Origin of the sequence: Pseudacidovorax intermedius (assembly GCF_001476815.1) — a bacterium.
In the GTDB taxonomy this organism is placed as follows: Bacteria; Pseudomonadota; Gammaproteobacteria; order Burkholderiales; family Burkholderiaceae_C; genus Xenophilus; species Xenophilus intermedius_A.
Genome location: NZ_LDSL01000194.1, coordinates 1 through 19,536 on the forward strand (window position 1 = coordinate 1; position 19,536 = coordinate 19,536).

The following is a 19,536-nucleotide window of genomic DNA, read 5'->3' on the forward strand; positions in this document are numbered from 1 at the left end:
CGGCGCCGGCAAGTCCACGCTGATGAAGATCATCTACGGCTCGGTCAAGCCGGATGAGGGCACGGTGCACTTCAACGGCCAGCCGGTCACCATCCGCAATCCGCAGGAGGCGCGGCAGCTGGGCATCAGCATGGTGTTCCAGCACTTCAGCCTGTTCGACACGCTGACGGTGGCCGAGAACGTCTGGCTGGGCCTGGACAAGAGCCTGGCGCTGTCCGAAGTCACGCGCCGCATCGTGGCCAAGGCCGGCGAGTACGGGCTGGAGATCGATCCGCTGCGCCCGGTGCACACGCTGTCGGTGGGCGAGATGCAGCGGGTGGAGATCATCCGCGCGCTGCTCACAGACCCCAAGCTGCTGATCCTGGACGAGCCCACCTCGGTGCTGACGCCGCAGGCGGTGCAGAAGCTCTTCGTGGTGCTCAAGAAGCTCGCGTCCGAGGGCTGTTCCATCCTCTACATCAGCCACAAGCTGCACGAGATCCGCGAGCTGTGCACGGCCTGCACGGTGCTGCGCGGCGGCAAGGTCACGGGCGTGTGCAATCCGCAGCAGGAGACCAACGAGTCCCTGTCGCGCCTGATGATCGGCGCCGAGCCGCCGCCGCTGACGCACCGGCCTTCCAACGTGGGCGAGGTGGCACTCTCCGTCGAGCGGCTCAGCCTGCCGCGCGAGGACCAGTTCGGCGTGGACCTGGAGGCCATCTCGCTGCAGGTGCGCGCAGGCGAGGTGGTGGGCATCGCCGGCGTGTCCGGCAACGGGCAGAAGGAGCTGCTGTATGCGCTGTCGGGCGAGGACGTGCGGGCCGAGCCCGGCATGGTCCGCCTCTTCGGCCAGGGCGCCGGCCGGCTGCGGCCGCGCGGGCGCCGCAGGCTGGGCCTGCATTTCGTGCCCGAGGAGCGGCTGGGCCGCGGCGCGGTGCCCACGCTGGGCCTCGCCCACAACCTGCTGCTCACGCGCGACGACGCGGTGGGCGGCGGCGGCTGGCTGCGCATCGGCCAGCTGGAGCAGCAGGCCCGCGCCATCATCGAGCGCTTCAAGGTCAAGGCCGGCGGGCCGCAGTCGGCGGCCAAGTCGCTGTCCGGCGGCAATCTGCAGAAGTTCATCGTCGGGCGCGAGATCGATGCGAAGCCGAAGCTCTTCATCGTCTCGCAGCCCACCTGGGGCGTGGACGTGGGCGCCGCGGCGCTGATCCGCGCCGAGATCCTGGCGCTGCGCGACGCCGGTTGCGCCGTGCTGGTGGTCAGCGAAGAACTGGACGAGCTGTTCGAGATCAGCGACCGGCTGCACGTGATCGCCAAGGGGCGGCTGTCGCCTTCCGTCGACCGGGCCGCGGCCACCGTGCCGCAGATCGGCGAATGGATGAGCGGGCTGTGGGAGGGCGCCAGCGTGCGCGCGAAGGAGGAGGGCATCCATGCTCAAGCTTGAGTTGCGGCCGCAGCTGTCGCGTTTCTGGAGCTACGGCTCGCCCATCCTGGCGCTGCTGATCACGGTGGTGATCGGCGTGATCCTGTTCGCCGCGCTGGGCAAGGACCCGGTGCGCGGGCTGCAGGTCTTCTTCTGGGAGCCGATCAAGAGCAGCTACGCCATCGGCGAGCTGCTGGTCAAGGCGACGCCGCTGCTGGTCATCGCGCTGGGGCTGGCGGTGTGTTTCCGCTCCAACGTGTGGAACATCGGCGCCGAGGGCCAGTTCGTGCTGGGCGCCATCGCGGCCGGCGGCATGGCGCTGCTCGCCGACAAGAACACCGGCCCGTGGATCGTGCCGGCCATCCTGGTGGCCGGCGTGCTGGGCGGCATGCTGTGGGCGGCCATCGTGGCCTGGCTGCGCGACGTGTGCAACGCCAACGAGATCCTCACCAGCCTGATGCTGGTCTACGTGGCCACGCTGCTGCTGCTGTGGCTGGTGGGCGGGCCCTGGAAAGACCCGATGGGCTACAACTTTCCGCAGACCAAGACCTTCGAGGCGGTGACGCAGATCCCGCGGCTCATGAAGGGCTCGCGCGTGACCATCGGCGTGGTGATCGCGCTGGTGGGCGTGGCGGCGCTGTGGGTCTTCCTGTTCCGCACGCGGCTGGGCTTCGCGCAGCAGGTGGGCGGGCTGGCGCCGGCCGCCGCGCGCTACGCGGGCTTCTCGGCCCGGCGCGCGGTGTGGATCGCGCTGCTGACCTCGGGCGCCGCCGCCGGCCTGGCCGGTGCGCTCGAAGTGGCCGGCCCCATCGGCCAGCTCACGCCCTATGTGCCCGCAGGCTACGGGTTCGCCGCCATCATCGTGGCCTTCGTGGGGCGGCTGCATCCGGTGGGCATGGTGTTCTCGGCCATCCTGATGAGCATGTTCTACATCGGCGGCGAACTGGCGCAGTCGCGCCTGGGCCTGCCCAAGTCCCTCACCGCCGTGTTCCAGGGGTTGCTGCTCTTCACGCTGCTGGCCTGCGACACGCTGGTGGCGTATCGCGTGCGGATGAAGGCGGCGGCGCGGCCGGTGTCGCCGACGGCCGGTACTGCCTCGTTGCAGGCATCGACGCCCGATGTCGTCGCGCCCCAGATTAAGGAGGCTTGAAGTGCAACACCACCAAAGCCTGGTCCACTGTGAGCCCCTCTCCCCTCGTGGGAGAGGGGTTGGGGAGAGGGGGCGTGCCCATCGCCAGGGCCTCGCGCCTTGCCAACGCCGCAGCCCCCTCTCCCCCGCCCTCTCCCGCAAGGGGAAAGGGAGCGGATGCCGGGTCCGCGGCTCGAGGACGGCATCCATCGTCTCGGAGGTCTGAAATGGAAAGCTACGCACTCCTCCTGGGCGCCATGCTCAGCGCCGGCACCGTGCTGGCCATCGCCGCGCTCGGCCTGCTCATCAACGAGAAGGCCGGCATCGTCAACCTGGGCGCCGAGGGCATGATGCTGTGCGCCGCCATCGGCGGCTTCGCGGCCTATGTGCACACGCACAATGCCTGGATCGGCTTCGCGGCCGGCATGGCCGTGGGCGCGCTGCTGGCGGGCCTGTTCGGCGTGCTGGTCATCTGGCTCAACACCAACCAGTACGCCACCGGCCTGGCCCTGTCGCTCTTCGGCGTGGGCTTCTCGGCCTTCGTCGGCATCAACTACGTGCAGGCCAAGGCGCCGGGCGGCATGGCCTTCGCCATTCCGGTGCTGGGCGACATTCCCTTCATCGGCCCGGCGCTGTTCCGCCACCATCCGCTGGTGTACTTCGCCGTGGCGCTCACCTTCGGGCTGATCTGGTTCCTGTACCGCACGCGGGCCGGCCTGGTGCTGCGCTCGGTGGGCGAGTCGCCCGAGTCCGCGCATGCCCTGGGCTACCCGGTGCGCCGCATCCGGCTGATGGCGGTCATGGCCGGCGGCGCGCTGTGCGGCCTGGCGGGCGCCTACCTGTCGGTGGTCTACACGGGCCTGTGGGTGGAGAACATGGTGGCCGGCCGCGGCTGGATCGCGCTGGCACTGACCACCTTCGCCACCTGGCGGCCGATGCGCGTGCTGCTGGGCGCCTACCTGTTCGGCGGCGTCACGCAGCTGGGCTTCCACCTGCAGAGCGTGGGCGTGGACGTCCCCAGCCAGTTCCTGGCCATGATGCCCTACGTGGCCACCGTCGTGGTGCTGGCGCTCATCTCGCGCAACCCGGCCTTCATCCGCGTCAACATGCCGGCCTCGATCGGGAAACCCTTCTACCCCGGCTCATAATGCGCGCTGCATTTTTCCGCTCCCTCAACGTCTTGCTGCCAAGGACCTTTAGACAATGACCGATCTGAACAAGCGCTCGCTGATCAAGCTCGCCGCCATCTCCACCGCGGCCGCCGCCGTCCTGGTGGGCTGCGGCAAGAAGGAAGAGGCCCCGGCCGCCGCCGCACCCGCCGCGCCGGCACCCACCGCCGCCGCGCCGGCCCCGGCTTCGACGGCACCGCTGGAGATCGCCTTCGCCTACGTCGGCCCGGTCGGCGACGGCGGCTGGACCTTCGCCCACGACAACGGTCGCAAGGCACTGGAGAAGGAATTCGGCGACAAGATCAAGACCACCTTCGTCGAGAGCGTGCCCGAGTCGGCCGACGCCGAGCGCGTGTTCCGCGATTTCGTGGGCCAGGGCAAGAAGCTGATCTTCGGCACCACCTTCGGCTACATGGAGCCCATGCTCAAGGTCGCCGGCGACGCCAAGGACGTGAAGTTCGAGCATGCCACCGGCTACAAGACGGCCGAGAACATGCGCACCTACGACAGCCGCACCTACGAAGGCGCGTACATGGCCGGCATCATCGCCGGCGCCATGACCAAGTCGAACAAGCTGGGCGTGGTGGGCTCGGTGCCGATCCCCGAGGTGCTGCGCAACATCAACAGCTTCACGCTCGGTGCCCAGTCGGTGAACCCCAAGATCACCACCAACGTGGTGTGGGTCAACGAATGGTTCAGCCCGCCGAAGGAAACCGAGGCTGCGACGGCCCTGATCAACGGCGGCGCCGACGTGCTGTTCCAGAACACCGACTCGCCGGCCGTGCTCAAGACCGCGCAGGAAAAGGGCAAGCGCGCCTTCGGCTGGGACAGCGACATGACCGCCTACGGCCCCAAGGCCCACCTGGCCTCGGCCATCATCAACTGGGGCCCGTACTACATCAAGGCCACCAAGGACGTGCTGGACGGCACCTGGACCACCGGCCAGACCTGGTGGGGCGTGAAGGAAGGCGCGATCGACCTGGTCTCCGTGGCCGACGACGTGCCGGCCGACATCAAGGCCAAGGTCGACGAGGTCAAGAAGGGCCTGAAGGACGGCACCTTCCAGATCTGGAAGGGCCCGATCGTCGGTCAGGACGGCAAGGAACTCATCGCCGCCGGCGCCGCCGCGGATGACAAGTTTTTGTCGGGCGTGAACTTCTACGTCAAGGGCGTCGAGGGCAAGGTGCCTGGCGGCGACAAAAAGTAAGCGCTTTCCTCGAATACGTCACAGGCCACCTTCGGGTGGCCTTTTTTATGGGCGAGGCCGCTCTGATGCGCGCGCGATGATGCCCGAGGGCACAGCCGTGCCCGAGCCAGTGTTCATCGTTCAGGGAGAAAAGCATGGCGAATCGGTTCGTCTTCAACCATACCCGCACGGCATCGACCAGCGACCATTGGGCTGTGGCAGTGCGCGTGAGCTCAACATGCAGCAGACAAGGCGCCAGCAAATGGATCGCCCGCTCTGCTGGTCTTTTGGCCTGGGCTCTGCTCGCATCGACCGCTGCCGATGCAGCGCCTGCCATGGTCAAGGTCCTGCCAGACGGAAAGCGCACGCTGCTCACCACGCAGACGCTCAAGGCGGGTGACGAACTGCAGGCGGAATTCCTGGGCCCCCAGAACCGTGTGCGTTGTTGCATGGCACTGAAGATCAAGGGGAGCCTGCCGGCACCCGACAACGTGACGGATCAATTGGAGGGCAAACCGGTGCTTGCCTACGAGTTGCCGCCCTTGGACCGGAGCAAGGGAATGCCTTTTCTCGGCGCCGCCTGGGTCGGGCCCGGCGATCGTCCGCCGCGCGAGCGCATGCCGGTGGTCTGTACCAGCCGCGAAGGCGCCCATCTGCTGCTGCTCGATCGCGGCCGACCAGCCGCGCATCTGTACATGAACTTCGGGTACGCGGTGCTGCCCAGCTGCGATCACCGGCTGCTGGCGCGTTTCGACTGATCGTCGGCGCAGGGCAGGGGTGCAAGTGCACCGGTGCCGCTTATGCTTGGGCACCGCGAATGCCGAACCGAGTCCCACCATGAGCCTGCCCTTCGACCCCGTCGCCATCCCCGCCGACCGCCTGCCCGAGCTGCTGCGCAGCATGCCCAAGGCGGAACTGCACATGCACATCGAGGGCTCGCTGGAGCCCGAGCTGATCTTCGCGCTGGCGCAGCGCAATGGCGTGGCCATTCCCTATGCGAGCGTCGAGGAACTGCGCAAGGCCTATGCCTTCACCAACCTGCAGAGCTTCCTGGACATCTACTACGCCGGCGCCAGCGTGCTGCTCACCGAGCAGGACTTCTACGACATGGCCTGGGCCTACCTGCAGCGCGCCGCGGCCGACAACGTGCGCCGCACCGAGATGTTCTTCGACCCGCAGACGCACACCGAGCGCGGCGTGCCGATGGCCACGGTCATCCAGGGCCTGCACCGCGCCTGTGTCGATGCCAAGACCGGGCTGGGCGTGGACGCGGCGCTGATCCTGTGCTTCCTGCGCCACCTGAGCGAGGCATCGGCCTTCGAGACGCTGGAGCAGGCGCTGCCCTTCCGCGACCAGTTCATTGGGGTGGGCCTGGATTCGAGCGAGGTCGGCCATCCGCCAGAGAAGTTCGCCCGCGTGTTCGCGCGCTGCCGCGAGCTGGGCCTGCACCTCGTGGCGCATGCGGGCGAGGAGGGGCCGCCGGCCTATGTGTGGAGCGCACTCGACGTGCTCAAGGTCGAGCGCATCGACCACGGCGTGCAGAGCACCAAAGACCCGGCCCTGATGAAGCGCCTGGCCGCCGACCGCATTCCGCTGACGGTGTGCCCGCTCTCCAACCTCAAGCTCTGCGTGTTTCCGCAGCTGTCGCAGCACAACCTGGGCGAGTTGCTCGACGCGGGCCTGGTCGCCACCGTGAACTCGGACGACCCGGCCTACTTCGGCGGCTACATGAACGAGAACTTCATCCAGACCTTCGCCGCCACCGGGCTGACGTCTGCGCAGGCCTGGCAACTGGCCGCCAACAGCTTCGACGGCAGCTTTGCCGACGACGCGGCCAAGAAGGCCTGGAAGGACGAGCTGGCGCAGTGCTTCGCCAGCTTCCGCTGAAGAGCAGCCCGGTCAGCTGCGCTTGGGGCTGACCGTCTTGCGGTAGCCCACGCGCCCCTTGTCGTCCACGCTCTCCAGGTGGACGTCGAAGCCCCACAGCCGCGCCACATGCTTGAGCACCTCGGGCGTCTCGTCGTGCAGCGGCCGGCCGTGGCGCTGTGTGTGGCGCAGCGTGAGCGAGCGGTCGCCGCGCAGGTCCACGTTCCAGACCTGGATGTCGGGCTCGCGGCTGCCCAGGTCGTACTGGCGGGCCAGCGATTCGCGCAGGGCGCGGTAGCCGGCCTCGTCATGGATGGCGGCCACTTCCAGCTCCGGATCGGCCTCGTGGTCGCGGATGGCGAAGAAGCGGAAGTCGCGCATCACCTTCGGGCTCAGGAACTGGCCGACGAAGCTCTCGTCCTTGAAGTTGCGCATGGCGTAGTCCAGCGTCGTCAACCAGTTGGAGCCCGCGATGTCCGGGAACCACTGCCGGTCTTCCTCGGTGGGCTTCTCGCAGATGCGCTTGAGGTCGCTGTACATCGCGAAGCCCAGCGCATAGGGATTGATGCCGCTGTAGGCCCGGTGGCCCACCGGCGGTTGATACACCACGGCCGTGTGCGAGCTGAGCCACTCGATCATGAAGCCGTCGGCCAGCAGGCCGCGGTCGTACATGGTGTTGAGCAGCGTGTAGTGCCAGAAGGTGGCCCAGCCCTCGTTCATCACCTGCGTCTGGCGCTGCGGATAGAAGTACTGCGCCACCTTGCGCACGATGCGCACCACCTCGCGCTGCCAGGGCTCCAGCAGAGCGGCGTTCTTCTCGATGAAGTACAGCAGGTTCTCCTGCGGTTCCTCGGGGAAGCGGCGCGCGGCCTGCGGGTCCTGCGCGGCCGCCCCGGCACGCGGCACGGTGCGCCACAGGTCGTTGAGTTGCCGCTGGATATAGGCTTCCCGCTCTGCCCGGCGCTCCTTTTCCTGCGCCAGCGAACGCTTCTGCGGCCGGCGGTAGCGGTCCACGCCGTAGTTCATCAGCGCATGGCAGGAGTCGAGCAGGTCCTCCACCGCCTCCACGCCATGGCGCTCCTCGCATTCGGCGATGTAGTTCTTGGCGTAGACCAGGTAGTCGATGATGGACGAGGCGTCCGTCCACATGCGGAACAGGTAGTTGCCCTTGAAGAAGCTGTTGTGGCCGTAGGCCGCATGGGCGATCACCAGCGACTGCATGGCCATCGTGTTCTCCTCCATCAGGTAGGAGATGCACGGGTCGGAGTTGATGACGATCTCGTAGGCCAGGCCCATGTGGCCGCGGCGGTAGTTCTTCTCGGTGGCGATGAACTGCTTGCCGTAGGACCAGTGGCGGTAGAGCACCGGCATGCCCACGCTGGAGTAGGCATCCATCATCTGCTCGGCCGAGATGATCTCCAGCTGATTCGGATAGGTGTCCAGGCCGAAGGCACGCGCCGTCCTGGCGATCTCGTCGTGGTAGGTCTCGATGAGCTCGAAGGTCCAGTCGGACGGGCTGGGCAGGCGCTCGGGTGCGCGCTCGAAGACGGGGGGCAGGCGGGACGGGGTCATCTTGTCCTTGGCTCCTGGCGGGGGCGTCCGCACCTTCTCAGGCGGCGGCCGTCGCGCCTTCTTTCTTGAACAGCTCGCGGAACACCGGATAGATGTCCTGCGCGCTCGACACCTTGCGCATGGCGAAGTGGCCGAAGCGGTCTTCCAGCTGCGTGTATTCCTGCCACAGGTTCTGCTCGGCCTCGGCCACTTGAACATAGGCGTAATAGCGCACCAGCGGCAGGATCGAATCGGCCAGCAGTTCGCGGCAGCGACCGCTGTCCTGGTGCCAGTTGTCGCCGTCGCTGGCCTGCGCGCCGTAGATGTTCCACTCGCTGCTCGGGTAGCGGGCGCGGATGATGTCGCGCATCAGCACCAGCGCGCTGGAGACCACCGTGCCGCCCGTCTCGGTCGCATGGAAGAAATCGTCCTCGCTCACCTCCTGCGCCTGCGTGTGGTGGCGGATGAAGACCAGCTCGATCTTCTCGTAGTGCCGGGTGAGGAAGAGGTACAGCAGCATGAAGAAGCGCTTGGACATGTCCTTGCGCGTCTCGTCCATGGAGCCGGAGATGTCCATGAGGCAGAACATCACGGCCTTGGCGCTGGGCACCGGCGTGCGCACGCGGCTGCGGTAGCGCAGGTCGATGGGGTCGATGTAGGGCACATGGCGCGCGCGGCGGCGGATGCCGTCCAGCTCGTCCTGCAGCGACTTCATCAGTTCGGCGTCGGGCTCGGGCTCGCGTGCCAGGTCGGCGATGCGGGCCTCGAGCGCGCGGATGTCCTTGCGGTCCTGCCCGCCCAGCGCGATGCGCCTCGCCAGCGCGCCGCGCATGGAGCGCACCACGTGCAGGTTGTTGGGCGTGCCGTCGCTGGTGAAGCCGGCGCGGTGGCTCTTCCACTCGGGCACCTCGGCCAGCTGCGTGCGGATCAGGTGGGGCAGGGCGAGGTCCTCGAAGAAGACCTGCATGAATTCCTCGCGCGTGAGGCGGAAGACGAAGTCGTCTTCGCCTTCGCCGCTGTCGCTGGCCTGGCCGCTGCCCGAGCCGCTCCCGCCCTGGCCCTTTGGCCGTTCGATGCGGTCGCCGCGCACGTACTCCTGGTTGCCCGGATGCACGTACTCGCGGTTGCCGCCCTGCGCATGGCCGAAGGTGGGTTCGGACACGTCGCGCCGCGGCAGGGTGATGTCCTCGCCCGCCTCCAGGTTGCGGATGCCCCGTCCGCTGACCGCCTTGCGCACCGCATCGCGGATCTGCGTGCGGTAGCGGCGCAGGAAGCGCTCGCGGTTGCCGACCGACTTGTTCTTGCCCGACAGGCGCCGGTCAATGATCTGCTGGAACATCGCCAAGGTGCAGCACCTCCATGGTGGTGGAGAGGATCGGTCAGGACGACTTGCGCACGCGCAGGTACCACTCGCAAAGCAGGCGCACCTGTTTGGCCGTGTAGCCCTTCTCGACCATGCGGGTGACGAAGTCCTCGTGCTTCTTCTGCTCGTCGGCGCTGCTCTTGGCGTTGAAGCTGATCACGGGCAGCAGTTCCTCGGTGTTCGAGAACATCTTCTTCTCGATCACCGTGCGCAGCTTCTCGTAGCTGGTCCACGTCGGGTTGCGGCCGCTGTTGCTCGCGCGGGCCCGCAGCACGAAGTTGACGATCTCGTTGCGGAAGTCCTTGGGGTTGGAAATGCCGGCGGGCTTCTCGATCTTCTCCAGCTCGCCATTGAGTGCGGCGCGGTCGAACACCTCGCCCGTGTCCACGTCGCGGTACTCCTGGTCCTGGATCCAGTAGTCGGCATAGGTCACGTAGCGGTCGAAGATGTTCTGGCCGTACTCGGAGTAGCTCTCGAGGTACGCCGTCTGGATCTCCTTGCCGATGAACTCCGCATAGCGCGGCGCCAGCAGCTCCTTGATGTAGCCGATGTACTTCTGCTCGGTCTCGGGAGGGAACTGCTCGCGCTCGATCTGCTGTTCCAGCACGTACATGAGGTGCACCGGATTGGCGGCGACCTCGGTGCTGTCGAAGTTGAAGACCTTGGAGATGATCTTGAAGGCGAAGCGGGTGGAGACGCCGCTCATGCCTTCGTCGACGCCCGCGTAGTCGCGGTACTCCTGAAGCGACTTGGCCTTGGGGTCGGTGTCCTTCAGGTTCTCGCCGTCGTAGATCTGCATCTTGCTGAAGACGTTGGAGTTCTCCGGCTCCTTCAGCCGCGTGAGCACCGAGAACTGGGCCATCATCTTCAGCGTGCCGGGCGCGCAGGGCGCGGCGGCCAGCGAGGAATTGCGCACCAGCTTGTCGTAGATGCGGATCTCTTCCGAGACGCGCAGGCAGTAGGGCACCTTGACGATGTAGATGCGGTCGAGAAAGGCCTCGTTGTTCTTGTTGTTGCGGAAGGCCTTCCACTCGCTCTCGTTGCTGTGGGCCAGCACCACGCCGTCGAAGGGAATCGCGCCGAAGCCCTCGGTGCCCTTGAAGTTGCCTTCCTGCGTGGCCGTCAGCAGCGGATGCAGCACCTTGATCGGCGCCTTGAACATTTCCACGAATTCCAGCAGGCCCTGGTTGGCCAGGCACAGGCCACCGGAATAGCTGTAGGCGTCGGGGTCGTCCTGCGCATAGGTCTCGAGCTTGCGGATGTCGACCTTGCCGACCAGCGAGCTGATGTCCTGGTTGTTCTCATCGCCGGGCTCGGTCTTGGCCACGGCGATCTGCTTGAGCACCGAGGGATGGCGCTTGACCACCTTGAACTGGCGGATGTCGCCACCGTATTCCTCCAGCCGCTTGACGGCCCACGGCGACAGGATGCGCTGCAGGTAGCGGCGCGGAATGCCGTATTCCTTCTCGAGGATCTCGCCGTCCTCGGCGGCATCGAAGAGGCCCAGCGGCGATTCGTTCACCGGCGAGCCCTGGATGGCATAGAAGGGCACCTGTTCCATCAGCTGCTTGAGCCGCTCGGCGATGGAGCTCTTGCCGCCGCCCACCGGCCCCAGCAGGTAGAGGATCTGCTTCTTTTCTTCCAGGCCCTGGGCTGCGTGGCGGAAGTACGAAACCACCTGCTCGATGGCGTCTTCCATGCCGTAGAACTCGCGGAAGGCCGGGTAGATCTTGATGACCTTGTTCGCGAAGATCCGCGACAGCCGCGGGTCGTTGCGGGTGTCGACCACCTCGGGATCACCAATGGCCTTCAGCATCCGCTCGGCGGCGGTCGCGTAGGCCGTGGCGTCGCGCTTGCAGATGTTCAGATAGTCCTGCAGCGACATGACCTCTTCGCGCGTGCGCTCGTACCGGGCGGTGAAGTTGCTGATGACGTCCATGGGTGCACACCTCCAATGGGTCGGCAGGATTCAACAACGAGCCACAGCGGATGACCAGGCCGCCAGGCTCCGGAAACTCCTCAATACGCGGTTCCAGCATACGGCAAAGCATCGATCCGTGTGTGCCTCAATTGGCAGGCGGCTCGATGTGGACGGCGCGCTCTTGCGTTGGGGGCGGGGCGGGGTGTCGAAGTTCCACCGCAGCGGGTATTCACTGGTACGCAAAACACGTGCCGCTCGGGGAGCGTGCCTCTTCGCGTGACAGCCTTGACAGGTCTTCGAAGGGCCGTCCGTCAGCCGCGGCCCACAGCCGTGTACGCCATCGGCCCGCGTGAAATGCGTCACGCCCGACCGTGGCCGTCGCGCAACAGCAGGTCGATCCCGATGGCCTGCAGGAGCGCGCGGCGATCGGCCGAAGCGCACGGCCGCGGCGCGGCGCCTCATGCGCTTTGCGCCCATCGATGCGCGAGGACCGAGCAAGGCAGAGGCGGCGCCAAAAAGAAGGCGCCGCCAGGCCCCGGGTCCTGCGGCGCCTTTCTCGGCTTTCGGGGCCGGGAACTCCCGGCAGCCGGTCAGCTGAAGAATTCCTTCGCCTTGTCCAGCCAGCCCTTCTCCTGCGGGCTGTGCTTGTCGCCGCCCTTCTTGAGCGATTCGTCCAGTTCCTTGAGCAGCTTGCGCTGGTGCTCGGTGAGCTTGATCGGCGTCTCCACGCGGACGTGGCAGTAGAGGTCGCCCGGGTAGGTGGAGCGCACGCCCTTGATGCCCTTGCCGCGCAGGCGGAACTGCTTGCCGCCCTGCGTGCCTTCGGGAATGTCGATGGCCGCCGGTCCCTTGAGCGTGGGCACCTCGATCTCGCCGCCCAGCGCCGCGGTGGTCATGCTCACCGGCACCACGCAGTGCAGGTCGTCGCCGTCGCGCTCGAACACCTCGTGCTTCTTCAGGCGGATCTCGATGTAGAGGTCGCCCGGCGGGCCGCCGTTGGTGCCCGGCTCGCCGTTGCCGGTGCTGCGGATGCGCATGCCGTCGTCGATGCCGGCAGGGATCTTCACCTCCAGCGTCTTGTTGTTCTTGACCTTGCCCTGGCCGTGGCAGGTGGGGCAGGGCTCGGGCACGATCTTGCCGGTGCCGCGGCACTGCGGGCAGGTCTGCTGCACGCTGAAGAAGCCCTGGCGCATCTGCACCGCACCCGAGCCATGGCAGGTGGTGCAGGTGATGGGCTTGGTGCCCGGCTTGGCGCCGTTGCCGTGGCAGGTGCCGCATTCGTCCCAGCTGGGAATGCGGATCTGGGCGTCCTTGCCGTCGGCGGCCTCTTCCAGCGTGATCTCCATCGCATAGCTGAGGTCGCTGCCGCGGAACACCTGCCGCCCGCCGCCTGCGCCGCGCCGCGCGCCGGCACCACCGCCGAACACGTCGCCGAAGATGTCGCCGAAGGCCTCGGCGAAGCCACCGAAGCCCTCCGCGCCGCCGCCCATGCCGCCGCGCATGTTCGGGTCGACGCCCGCGTGGCCGTACTGGTCGTAGGCCGCGCGCTTGTCGGCGTCCGACAGCATCTCGTAGGCCTCCTTGGCCTCCTTGAACTTGGCCTCGGCCTCGGTGGCGGCAGCACCCTGATTGCGGTCGGGGTGGTACTTCATCGCCAGCTTGCGATAGGCCTTCTTGATCTCGTCCTCGCCCGCGTTCTTGGGAACGCCGAGGACTTCGTAGTAGTCGCGTTTGCTTGCCATGGGACTCGCGCGGAAGCGGTTCGGTGGAAAACGAAAAGAGGCTGGAGCACCCTTCGACAGGTGTCCAGCCCCGCGTCAGCTCAGGGCATTCAGCCCTTCTTGACTTCCTTGACCTCGGCGTCGACCACGTTGTCGTCCGCCGGCTTGGCGCTTGCATTTTCCGCACCAGCGCTGCCCGCACCGGCCGCGCCCGCGGCGGCTTCGGCGGCCTGTGCATCGGCGTACATCTTCTCGCCCAGCTTCTGGCTGGCGGTCATCAGCGCCGTGGTCTTGGCCTCGATGGCGTCCTTGTCCTCGGACTTCAGGACTTCCTCGAGTTCCTTGATGGCGGCCTCGATCTTGTCCTTCTCGCCGGCGTCCAGCTTGTCGCCGTGCTCACCCAGCGACTTCTTCACGCTGTGCACCATGGCCTCGCCCTGGTTGCGGGCCTGCACCACCTCGACCTTCTTCTTGTCCTCGGCGGCGTTCAGCTCGGCGTCCTTCACCATCTTCTGGATCTCGTCCTCGGACAGGCCCGAGTTCGCCTTGATGGTGATCTTGTTCTCCTTGCCGGTGCCCTTGTCCTTGGCGCCCACGTGCAGGATGCCGTTGGCGTCGATGTCGAAGCTCACCTCGATCTGGGGCACGCCGCGCGGTGCCGGCGGAATGCCTTCCAGGTTGAACTCGCCCAGCAGCTTGTTGCCGGAAGCCAGCTCGCGCTCGCCCTGGAACACCTTGATCGTCACGGCCGGCTGGTTGTCGTCGGCCGTCGAGAAGGTCTGCGCGAACTTCGTCGGGATTGTCGTGTTCTTCGTGATCATCTTCGTCATCACGCCGCCCATCGTCTCGATGCCGAGCGACAGCGGGGTCACGTCCAGCAGCAGCACGTCCTTGCGGTCGCCCGACAGCACCTGGCCCTGGATGGCGGCACCGACGGCCACGGCCTCGTCGGGGTTGACGTCCTTGCGCGGTTCCTTGCCGAAGAACTCCTTGACCTTCTCCTGCACCTTGGGCATGCGGGTCTGGCCGCCGACCAGGATCACGTCGCTGATGTCGCTCACGCTGATGCCGGCGTCCTTGATGGCCGTGCGGCAGGGGGCGATGGTGCGCTCGACCAGGTCCTCGACCAGGCTTTCCAGCTTGGCGCGGGTCAGCTTGATGTTCAGGTGCTTGGGACCGGTGGCGTCCGCCGTGATGTAGGGCAGGTTGACGTCGGTCTGGGCCGAGTTCGACAGCTCGATCTTGGCCTTCTCGGCGGCTTCCTTCAGGCGCTGCAGGGCCAGCACGTCCTTGGACAGGTCGACGCCCTGTTCCTTTTTGAACTCGCCGATGATGTAGTCGATGATGCGCTGGTCGAAGTCCTCGCCGCCCAGGAAGGTGTCGCCGTTGGTGGACAGCACCTCGAACTGCTTCTCGCCGTCGACGTCGGCGATCTCGATGATCGACACGTCGAAGGTGCCGCCGCCCAGGTCGTAGACGGCGATCTTGCGGTCGCCCTTGTCCTGCTTGTCCAGGCCGAAGGCCAGCGCGGCCGCGGTCGGCTCGTTGATGATGCGCTTGACTTCCAGGCCGGCGATGCGGCCGGCGTCCTTGGTGGCCTGGCGCTGGCTGTCGTTGAAGTAGGCCGGCACCGTGATCACGGCCTCGGTCACCGGCTCGCCCAGGTAGTCCTCGGCGGTCTTCTTCATCTTGCGCAGCACTTCGGCGCTGATCTGGGGCGGCGCCATCTTCTTGCCGCGCACTTCCACCCAGGCGTCGCCGTTGTCGGCCTTGGAGATGGTGTAGGGCATCAGGTCGATGTCCTTCTGCACTTCCTTCTCTTCGAACTTGCGGCCGATCAGGCGCTTGACCGCATAGAGGGTGTTGCGCGGGTTGGTGACCGCCTGGCGCTTGGCCGAGGCGCCGACCAGCACCTCGCCGTCTTCCTGGTACGCAATGATGGAGGGCGTGGTGCGCGCGCCTTCCGAGTTCTCGATCACGCGGGTGTTGTTGCCCTCCATGATCGCCACGCACGAGTTGGTCGTGCCCAGGTCGATGCCGATGATCTTGGCCATGGTGTTGTTACTCCTGAATCTGTTGAATCTGTTGTGCTGAACTTGTGGATAACCCGGCCGGATTCAAGGGATGCGCCGGGGATTTCCTGTGGAGCAATGACGAATTACTTGGGCGCCGCCACGGTGACCAGGGCCGGCCGCAGCACGCGCTCGGCGATGGTGTAGCCCTTCTGCAGCACGCTCACCACGGTGTTGGCCTCCTGCTCGGCGGGCACCATCGAGATGGCCTGGTGCTGGTGCGGGTCGAACCTGGTGCCGGCAGCGGGCGCGATTTCGATCACCTTGTTGCGCTCCAGCGCGCTCTTGAGCTGGCGCAGCGTGGCTTCGGCGCCTTCGCGGATCTGCTCGGGCGTGGCCTCCTTGATGGCCAGGCCGGCTTCCAGGCTGTCGAGCACCGGCAGCATGCTTTCGGCGAAGGACTCCACGGCGAACTTGCGGGCCTTGGAGATTTCCTCGTCGGCGCGGCGGCGGGCGTTCTGCACGTCGGCCTGGGCCCGCAGGTACTGGTCGGCCAGCTCGGCCGACTTGGCCTTCAGCTCGGCCAGCTCGGCCTCCAGGTTCTGCTCCGGCGTGCCGGCCTGGGCGTTCAGCATGTCGTTCTGCGCCTCGGCAGCGGCCTGCTGGTCGTCCGGCGCGGGCGTGGAATGGGTGTTCTCCGTCATGGTCTGTGGAACGTAAGGTTCAAAACTGCCCAGCAGCTAGGGCCCCCAAGGCCCTTTTCAAGGTGGGGGTGCTGTGCAAAGGCGAAGAAATTTCCAATGGAGGCCGCAAGGGCCATCGAGGAAGGCGATCAACGGCGAAGAAAAAGGCGGCGCCGGGGCCGGCACCGCCTTGGACGGGCGGGCGACGCTCAGCGGGCGTCGAGCAGCTCGACGTCGAACTTCAGCGTGGCGTTGGGCGGGATCACGCCGCCGGCGCCGCGGGCGCCGTAGCCCAGGCCCGGGGGGATGATCAGCGTGCGCTTGCCGCCCACCTTCATGCCGGCGACGCCTTCGTCCCAGCCCTTGATCACGTGGCCGGCGCCCAGCGGGAAGGCGAAGGGGTCGTTGCGGTCCAGGCTGGAGTCGAACTTGGCGCCCTGCTGGCCGTCGTTGTAGAGCCAGCCGGTGTAGTGCACGTGCACGTACTGGCCGGCGGAGGCTTCGGCGCCATCGCCGACGAGGGTGTCTTCGTACTGCAGGCCGGATGCGGTGGTGGGCATGGGAGAGTCCTTGGAGAAGGTGAACGGGCCGCGGCGAGAGGCCGGGGCAAACGCGCGAGTTTAGGGCCTGCCTGCGGCGCGGGCGGGTGGGGCGCTTCCTAGGCCGGGCGCGACGCCTCCGCCGGCGTGGCGGGCGTCTTCTTCACCAGGCCCACCTGCCAGCGGCCGGCGAAGGCCTGCAGGTCGGACAGCCGCTTGAGCAGGTCCTGCCCGCTGGCGGTGAGGCAGTAGCCCTCGCCCCCGTGGCACAGCAGGCCGGCCTCGCGCAGCTCCTTGATGCGGGTGTTGAGGGTGTTGGGCGTGATGCCGCCGACGCTGTCCTGCAGCAGGCGGAAGGTCTGCGGATGGCCGTCGCGCAGTGCCCACAGCACGCGCAGGGCGTAGCGGGCCTCGAGCAGCGCCAGCAGCTGCCGCACGGCGGCCTGGTCCTTGGAACTCATCGGCAAACCCTCCTCCTCGTGCGTGTGGGGTGGCGCGGCATGTCGTCCGGCAGCGGCGGCGCAGGCGGCGGCGCTGCCGCCTAGGGCTGCAGGCCGGCCATGGGCTCGCCCAGCCGCACCGCGCGGCCCGGCGACCAGTCGGGGTTGAAGGCGAGGGCGGGGCGGGGAAACAGCATGACCACTGTCGAGCCGAGCAGGAAGCGGCCCATCTCCTGGCCCTTGGCGAAGCGCAGCGCCGGATCGTCGTAGCGCCACTCGCGGATCTCGCCGCCGCGCGGCGGGTTGACCACGCCGTGCCAGACGGTGGCCATGCTGCCGACGATGGTGGCGCCCACCAGCACCAGCACGAAGGGGCCGCGCTCGCCCTCGAACACGCAGACCACGCGCTCGTTGCGGGCAAAAAGCCCCGGCACGCCGCGCGCCGTCACCGGATTGACCGAGAACAGCGCGCCCGGCACGTAGATCATGCGCGTCAGCCGCCCATCGCAGGGCATGTGGATGCGGTGGTAGTCGCGCGGGCTCAGGTACAGCGTGGCGAAGCTGCCGTCCTGGTATTGCGCCGCCAGCGCCGCATCGCCGCCCACCAGGGCGGTGGTGGTGTAACGGTGGCCCTTGGCCTGGAAGATCTGGTCACCCGCGATGGGGCCGAACTGGCTGATGGCGCCGTCCACCGGCGACACCAGCGCCGCATCGGCGATGGGCCGGGCGCCGGGCTTGAGGGCGCGGGTGAAGAAGTCGTTGAAGCTGGCGTAGCGGGCGATGTCGCTGTCGACCGCCTCGCTCATGTCCACGCCGTACTTGGCCACGAAGTTGCGGATGATCCAGGTCGTCAGCGCGCCGCGCTCCTTGCCGGCCACCCAGCCGGCGAAGGAGGTCAGCGCCTGCTTGGGATAGAGGTATTGGGGGAGGACGGCGAAACGGTCGGACAAGGGAACACCGGCGATCGTGGGCCGTCGATTCTATCGACGGGGTTCCGGCGCGCCGCCCCGGGATTTGTACGGTGCAGGCCGCGCGTTCATGCCTTCTCAGGTCACCGGCGCCGGATTGAACAGCACCAGCTGGTTGTGCAGCTTCCACTGCTCGGCCCAGGTCTTCCTGCGGCCCGAGGCCACGTCCAGCATCAGGCGGAACAGTTCCCAGCCCATGTCCTCGATGCTGGCCTCGCCGTCGGCGATGCGGCCGGCGTTGACGTCCATCAGGTCGTGCCAGCGGCGCGCCAGGTCCGTGCGGGTGGCGACCTTGATGACCGGCGCCTCGGCCAGGCCGTAAGGCGTGCCGCGCCCGGTGGTGAAGACGTGCAGGTTCATGCCCGCGGCCAGCTGCAGCGTGCCGCAGATGAAGTCCGAAGCCGGCGTGGCGGCATAGAGCAGGCCCTTCTGCCGCGCCTTCTCGCCCGGCGCCACAACGCCACTGATGGGCGCGCTGCCGCTCTTGACGATGGAACCCATCGCTTTCTCGACGATATTGGACAGGCCGCCTTTCTTGTTGCCCGGCGTGGTGTTGGCGCTGCGGTCCACCTGGCCGCGCTGCAGGTAGGCGTCGTACCAGGCCATCTGGTCGATCATGGCCTGCGCCACCTCGGGCGTGGCGGCGCGGGCGGTGAGCTGGTCGATGCCGTCGCGCACCTCGGTCACCTCGCTGAACATCACCGTGGCGCCGGCGCGCACCAGCAGGTCGGTGCAGAAGCCCACGGCCGGGTTGGCCGTGACGCCGCTGAAGGCATCGCTGCCGCCGCACTGCACGCCGACCACGAGCTCGCTGGCCGGCACCGTCTCGCGCCGGCGGGCATCGAGGCGCGCCAGGTGCACCTCGGCCTGGCGCAGGATGGACTCGACCATGGCCATGAAGCCGACGTGCGCCTCGTCCTGCAGGCAGACCACGTCCAGCTTCGCCGCCTCGCTGGTGCCGACGTCGGCCACGCTGCGTTCGTCCACCAGCGGGATGGCGCCCGGCGGCAGCAGGCGCTCGGGCTGCAGCTTCTCGCAGCCCAGGCTGACCACCATCACCTCGCCGCCGAAGTTGGGATTGAGGCTGATGTTGCGCAGCGTGCGGATGGGCACCACCGCATCGGGCGCGTCGATGGCCACGCCGCAGCCATACGAATGCTCGAGCGCCACCACGTCGTCCACGTTGGGATAGCGCGGCAGCAGCTCGGCCTTGATGCGCCGAACGGCGAAGTCGGTCACGCCGGCCACGCACTGCACCGTCTGCGTGATGGCCAGGATGTTGCGGGTGCCGACCGAGCCGTCGGCATTGCGGTAGCCCTCGAAGGTGTAGCCGTCGAGCGGTGGCAGGGGCTCGGGCCGCACGGTGGCGATGGGCAGGCCTTCGAGCGAGCGCGCTTCGGGCATCTGCAGCAGCCGCTCGTGGACCCAGCTGCCGCGCGGGAGCGGCTTGAGCGCATAGCCGATGGTCACGTCGTAGCGCCGCACGGCGCCGCCTTCGGGAATGTCCGCCAGCGCCACCTTGTGGGCCTGGGGCACCTTGTCGACCAGCGTGAGGCCGTCGGGGAACACGGTGCCGGCCGGCAGGC

Annotated in this window: 16 protein-coding genes; 6 read left to right on the plus strand and 10 right to left on the minus strand. The window is 67.5% G+C overall.

Annotated elements, in window-relative coordinates; all coding sequences use genetic code 11:
• From NS331_RS23910 to NS331_RS23935, 6 genes are all read left to right on the plus strand, one after another.
• Nucleotides 1-1,423, plus strand: a 1,423-nt coding sequence (locus tag NS331_RS23910) for an ABC transporter ATP-binding protein (RefSeq protein ID WP_058644428.1), incomplete at its 5' end; no start/stop codon positions are given.
• A complete protein-coding gene (locus tag NS331_RS23915; RefSeq protein ID WP_058644429.1) occupies nucleotides 1,410-2,552 on the plus strand; it encodes an ABC transporter permease in 1,143 nt (380 codons plus the stop codon). The genes NS331_RS23910 and NS331_RS23915, both read left to right, overlap by 14 nt.
• Before the next feature lie 206 nt (nucleotides 2,553-2,758).
• Nucleotides 2,759-3,679 carry an ABC transporter permease gene (locus NS331_RS23920; RefSeq protein WP_058644430.1) on the plus strand — a complete coding sequence of 307 codons (921 nt, stop codon included), beginning with the start codon at nucleotides 2,759-2,761 and terminating at the stop codon, nucleotides 3,677-3,679.
• A gap of 55 nt (nucleotides 3,680-3,734) precedes the next feature.
• Nucleotides 3,735-4,907 (plus strand): BMP family ABC transporter substrate-binding protein, encoded by a 1,173-nt coding sequence (locus NS331_RS23925; RefSeq protein WP_058644431.1) that lies wholly within the window; start codon nucleotides 3,735-3,737, stop codon nucleotides 4,905-4,907.
• Nucleotides 4,908-5,041: 134 nt separating this feature from the next.
• Nucleotides 5,042-5,644, plus strand: coding sequence for a hypothetical protein (locus tag NS331_RS23930; RefSeq protein ID WP_153013020.1), 603 nt, complete (start codon nucleotides 5,042-5,044; stop codon nucleotides 5,642-5,644).
• Nucleotides 5,645-5,723: 79 nt separating this feature from the next.
• On the plus strand, nucleotides 5,724-6,773 hold the full coding sequence (locus NS331_RS23935; protein WP_058644433.1) for an adenosine deaminase: 1,050 nt from the start codon (nucleotides 5,724-5,726) through the stop codon (nucleotides 6,771-6,773).
• Nucleotides 6,774-6,785: 12 nt separating this feature from the next.
• Here the strand turns inward: NS331_RS23935 and NS331_RS23940 are convergent, their stop codons facing one another.
• From NS331_RS23940 to garD, 10 genes are all read right to left on the minus strand, one after another.
• The gene (locus tag NS331_RS23940; RefSeq protein WP_082702732.1) at nucleotides 6,786-8,324 is read right to left on the minus strand and encodes a SpoVR family protein; all 1,539 of its coding nucleotides are present in this window, start codon (nucleotides 8,322-8,324) and stop codon (nucleotides 6,786-6,788) included.
• A gap of 37 nt (nucleotides 8,325-8,361) precedes the next feature.
• Nucleotides 8,362-9,648, minus strand: coding sequence for a YeaH/YhbH family protein (locus NS331_RS23945; protein WP_058644435.1), 1,287 nt, complete (start codon nucleotides 9,646-9,648; stop codon nucleotides 8,362-8,364).
• A 34-nt stretch (nucleotides 9,649-9,682) separates the two neighbouring features.
• Nucleotides 9,683-11,605 carry a PrkA family serine protein kinase gene (locus NS331_RS23950; protein WP_058644436.1) on the minus strand — a complete coding sequence of 641 codons (1,923 nt, stop codon included), beginning with the start codon at nucleotides 11,603-11,605 and terminating at the stop codon, nucleotides 9,683-9,685.
• Between the two features lie 572 nt (nucleotides 11,606-12,177).
• Complete coding sequence (gene dnaJ / locus NS331_RS23955) at nucleotides 12,178-13,329, minus strand: molecular chaperone DnaJ (RefSeq protein WP_058644437.1); 1,152 nt, start codon at nucleotides 13,327-13,329, stop codon at nucleotides 12,178-12,180.
• 89 nt (nucleotides 13,330-13,418) lie between these two features.
• The gene (gene dnaK, locus NS331_RS23960) at nucleotides 13,419-15,362 is read right to left on the minus strand and encodes a molecular chaperone DnaK (RefSeq protein ID WP_058644438.1); all 1,944 of its coding nucleotides are present in this window, start codon (nucleotides 15,360-15,362) and stop codon (nucleotides 13,419-13,421) included.
• 104 nt (nucleotides 15,363-15,466) lie between these two features.
• Nucleotides 15,467-16,024 (minus strand): nucleotide exchange factor GrpE, encoded by a 558-nt coding sequence (gene grpE, locus NS331_RS23965; protein ID WP_058644439.1) that lies wholly within the window; start codon nucleotides 16,022-16,024, stop codon nucleotides 15,467-15,469.
• Between the two features lie 188 nt (nucleotides 16,025-16,212).
• Nucleotides 16,213-16,563, minus strand: coding sequence for an FKBP-type peptidyl-prolyl cis-trans isomerase (locus NS331_RS23970; RefSeq protein ID WP_058644440.1), 351 nt, complete (start codon nucleotides 16,561-16,563; stop codon nucleotides 16,213-16,215).
• Between the two features lie 98 nt (nucleotides 16,564-16,661).
• Nucleotides 16,662-17,003, minus strand: coding sequence for a winged helix-turn-helix transcriptional regulator (locus NS331_RS23975; RefSeq protein WP_058644441.1), 342 nt, complete (start codon nucleotides 17,001-17,003; stop codon nucleotides 16,662-16,664).
• 80 nt (nucleotides 17,004-17,083) lie between these two features.
• The gene (gene asd / locus NS331_RS23980; protein ID WP_058644442.1) at nucleotides 17,084-17,932 is read right to left on the minus strand and encodes an archaetidylserine decarboxylase; all 849 of its coding nucleotides are present in this window, start codon (nucleotides 17,930-17,932) and stop codon (nucleotides 17,084-17,086) included.
• 96 nt (nucleotides 17,933-18,028) lie between these two features.
• On the minus strand, nucleotides 18,029-19,536 hold a 1,508-nt coding region (gene garD / locus NS331_RS23985), incomplete at its 5' end, for a galactarate dehydratase (protein WP_058644443.1).